Below are 2,829 nucleotides of genomic sequence, written 5' to 3' on the forward strand. Positions count from 1 at the left end.
TATCCGAGCGCCGCCACAATCGCATGGTCAGGATGCCGTGCCTGCCAATAGGGCAGAATCACCACCCGCGGGCGGACTTCGCGCAGTACTCGCACAATCTTCTTGCGATTTTCGAGCGTGTTTTCAATGGCGCCGTCAGGCAGATCCAGCGCCTCGCGCCGGCTCACACCCAGCAGGGCCGCCGCCTCTGCAGCTTCGCGGGCCCGATCTTCGGCTGTTCCCCGCGTCCCAGCTTCGCCTCGTGTCAGATCCAGGATTGCCGTGCGCAGCCCTCGCGCCGCCATCCGCAGCAGTGTTCCGCCGCAGGTTTGCTCCACGTCATCGCGGTGCGCCGCTATCGCCAGCACATCGGCGTATTGACGCTCGGACTCCTGGGATGCAGGCATCGAAGTTAGTAGACGGTATTGTCGCCGTCGGTGTGCGCATCCATAAATGCCACATCCGACACGGTTGCCGACACCGTCACGTACTGGTTGTTGATCGACGAACCATCGGTGGTATGGAAGATATAAACCTGGCCACCTTGCGCGACGTACACCTTATGCAGCCCGATGACGCCAGCGATTCCAGTCAGGTCGCCGAGATAGGGCTCCAGCATCGTCACAGTGTTGGTGGTGGTGTTGAACATCGTCAGGCATCCGTAGGGCTGGCCTGTCTTGAAGCGCTCGCCGTTATTGCACTTCGTCATGCCGACCCACAGAGTGTTGTCGTCTGCCAACAGCATGCGGCTGGGCGCCCCCGGTGCCCCATCGCTGATCGGGACTGGCGCCGACGCAGACAGGGTACTCGAGGCAGTTCCCGCGAGACTTACCACCGTAAGGTTGCCGGTAAACAATCCATCAGCCTGCAGTTGCTGGCCTGCCACATACATCGTGTTCGATGCCACCAGCGCATTGCTTGACCCGCCGGGCGTCGCCAGAGTGCATGAACTTGCGTTCGGTGTCGCGGAACAGTCCGCATGCAACGCAGTATTGGTTGGAAGGCTGCCGGCGTGTTGCCCAGCGAGAAAAATCATCGGCGCAACAGGTACTTCGCTGACTGAAGATGTAGACCCGCCGCACTCGGCCCCGCAATTGAGCACAAATGCGGTATTGCCATCCGCCGAGAATACAGCCTTTACGGGGCGATCGAACAGCAGAGGCGCTCCATAACCATTGCCCGTCGCATCCACGTTATCAGGGCTCTGCATCTGGAACAGGCACCACCCCGGAGCATTCTGCGGCTCGCAATCGGTGGCAGCCTTCGGCCAGGTGCTTGAACCGCCGGAGTAGGAAAGCGTCTCGTTGGCAGTCAGCTTGCGCACGAAGTAACCGTAGTTGGAGTTCTGCGCAAACGCCACGGCCGCCGACCCTCCCGGATTGACGCTCACGCGGTATACGCCCGGCAGACTCAGAGCGTACGTGCCGTTGTTCGTGTTGTCCACCACGGTGAGCACCGTCGACAGCTGATTCGCAGCAATGATGTAGCTGCCGCTACGCGTAATGAAGATGCTCGACGAAAGGCCGTTCAAGCCCTTTTGAGCACCACCATCCTTCTCTGATTGATAGTTGATCAAATGCAGCGAACCGTCGGCGGAGCCATAAACCGCTCCCGATTGTTCCTCGGGCATGTTCTGGATAGTGATTGGCAATTGACCGGAGTATCCGGCGATGCTGAAACCCGGAATCTTCTGGTTGTAGCTGAAACGGATATCGTAGTACGCATCCACAAAAGTCAGCGCACCCTGGGCAGCAGCGCTGGGGTTTTGGACGGCGATCAGAACCCGGTCGGGCAAACCGCTCGGGGGCAGAGTTCTTCCGGCAAAATAGGTGGTGGTACCGCATCCCGCCAGCACGATCGCCGCCACCAGGGCTCCGGCGGCGCTAAACCAAAGACTTCTCTTCTTCAAAATCTCTTCCCTCGAATACCGGCGCGGACAGGCCGCGGATTAATGCACGGCAGTTGCCGCAACTAGGACAAAATGAATGGCGATTGCCGCAAATCCAGCCCCGTAGAACTCCCTCATCCTGGACTGGTTCTGCATAGCTTTTGACTCTCGAAGTATAACAAAGCAACCCGCTCATTCGACTGAATCACGAAGTCGCACATTCGGACCCCTTCAGGGCGCCGTTCGCCGCGCAATCGCATACATTCCCAAGGCCATGCGATAGCATTGACGACAGATGGCTCAGTTTGCCGATATCTTCTCCAGCCGCCCCGTGCTCGCCGATGGCGCGATGGGCACAGTGCTCTACGCCCGCGGTGTCTTCATCAACCGCTGCTACGACGAACTGAACCTGTCTGACCCCAACCTCATCCTCTCTATTCATGAGGATTACCTCCAGGCGGGCGCCGAGATTCTTGAAACCAACACTTTTGGCGCAAACCGGTTTCGTCTCACTCGCCACGGCCTCGCCTCGAAGGTGGCCGAGATCAATGCCGCCGGCGTCAAACTCGCCCGGCAGGCCGTCGACCACCTCCAGGAAAAACAGGCGGGCACGGCATATGTTGCCGGTTCCATCGGTCCGCTCGGTGTCCGGCTTGAGCCCCTGGGCAAAACCGGACTCGACGAGGCTCGGGCCGCCTTTGCCGAGCAGATTCGCGCGCTGGCTGACGCGGGCGTTGACATGCTCATCATCGAGACAATGCCCGCGCTGAATGAAGCCCGCGAAGCCTTGCTCGCAGCCGAAGAAACCGCGCCGCAGTTACCCGTCCTCGTCATGGTCACCGTGGACGACGACAGCAACTGTCTTGACGGCTCATCGCCGCAGCAGGCCGCAGCGCTGCTCACCGAGTGGGGCGCCGATGCCATTGGGGTCAACTGCTCCACCGGCCCCTCCACCGTTCTCA

At 60.2% G+C, this 2,829-nt stretch carries 3 protein-coding genes; 1 reads left to right on the plus strand and 2 read right to left on the minus strand.

What is annotated here, in order from left to right; genetic code table 11:
* Together WA354_RS25495 and WA354_RS25500 are read right to left on the minus strand one after the other, a co-directional pair.
* Window positions 1-386: PIG-L family deacetylase (locus tag WA354_RS25495; RefSeq protein ID WP_472815843.1), on the minus strand; the 386-nt coding region annotated here is incomplete at its 3' end.
* 5 nt (window positions 387-391) lie between these two features.
* Window positions 392-1,888 (minus strand): hypothetical protein, encoded by a 1,497-nt coding sequence (locus tag WA354_RS25500; RefSeq protein WP_472815844.1) that lies wholly within the window; start codon window positions 1,886-1,888, stop codon window positions 392-394.
* A 274-nt stretch (window positions 1,889-2,162) separates the two neighbouring features.
* On the opposite strand from WA354_RS25500, the gene WA354_RS25505 reads away from it, so the two are divergent.
* A partial coding sequence (locus WA354_RS25505; protein WP_472815845.1) for a homocysteine S-methyltransferase family protein occupies window positions 2,163-2,829 on the plus strand: 667 nt, incomplete at its 3' end.

Source organism: Occallatibacter sp. (genome assembly GCF_049802275.1).
GTDB lineage: Bacteria > Acidobacteriota > Terriglobia > Terriglobales > Acidobacteriaceae > Telmatobacter.